The 1,017-nt window shown below is 69.0% G+C and carries 1 pseudogene; it reads right to left on the bottom strand.

The features are described from left to right. A pseudogene (locus ICC28_RS39985) lies at positions 1-1,017 on the bottom strand (alpha-1,4-glucan--maltose-1-phosphate maltosyltransferase); the annotation flags it as partial.

Raw genomic sequence — 1,017 nt, 5'->3', positions numbered from 1 at the left:
CCGGACGGCGTTGAGCTTGGTGATCAGTGGAGCGATGGTGTCGGCGGTTTCCCAGTCGCGGGGCCTGAGTTGGTACTTCTCCGAGTGCCAGTATTCCTCGCTGCCTTCGCGCAGGGGGGTGTTCTCGCACAGTTCGTAGCCGCTGTAGACGCCCCAGGTGGGGGAGAGGGTGGCGGCCAGGACGGCGCGCAGTTCGAAGGCCGGGCGGCCGCCGTGCTGGAGGAAGGCGTGCAGGATGTCGGGGGTGTTGACGAAGAAGTTCGGGCGCATGTAGCTCGCCGCCTCGCCGGACAGTTCGGTGAGGTAGTCGGTGAGTTCCTGCTTGGTGTTGCGCCAGGTGAAGTAGGTGTAGGACTGCTGGAAGCCGATCTGGGCCAGGGTGTGCATCATGGCGGGCCGGGTGAACGCCTCCGCCAGGAAGATCACGTCCGGGTCGGTGGTGTTGATGTCGGCGATCACCCGTTCCCAGAAGACGACCGGCTTGGTGTGCGGGTTGTCCACCCGGAAGATCCGCACGCCCAGGCCCATCCAGAACCGCAGCACCCGCAGGGTCTCGGCGACCAGGCCGTCCATGTCGGCGTCGAAGGCGATGGGGTAGATGTCCTGGTACTTCTTCGGCGGGTTCTCGGCGTGGGCGATGGTGCCGTCGGGGCGGTGGTGGAACCACTCGGGGTGCTTGTGCACCCAGGGGTGGTCGGGGGAGCACTGCAGGGCGAAGTCCAGCGCGATCTCCAGGCCGAGCCGTCCGGCGCGCTGCACGAACCAGGCGAAGTCCTCCACGGTGCCCAGCTGGGGGTGGACGGCGTCGTGGCCGCCCTCGGGGGAGCCGATGGCCCAGGGCACGCCGACGTCGTCGGGGCCGGCGGACAGGGTGTTGTTCGGGCCCTTGCGGTGGGTGGTGCCGATGGGGTGGATCGGGGGGAGGTAGACGACGTCGAAGCCCATCGCGGCGATCGCGGGCAGCCGGCGGGCGGCGGTGCGGAAGGTGCCGTGGGGCTGCTCGGGGGTGCCCTCGGA

Origin of the sequence: Streptomyces sp. TRM68416, from assembly GCF_014596915.1 — a bacterium.
Taxonomy (GTDB): domain Bacteria; phylum Actinomycetota; class Actinomycetes; order Streptomycetales; family Streptomycetaceae; genus Streptomyces.
This window is presented reverse-complemented; position numbering and strand designations above follow the sequence as displayed.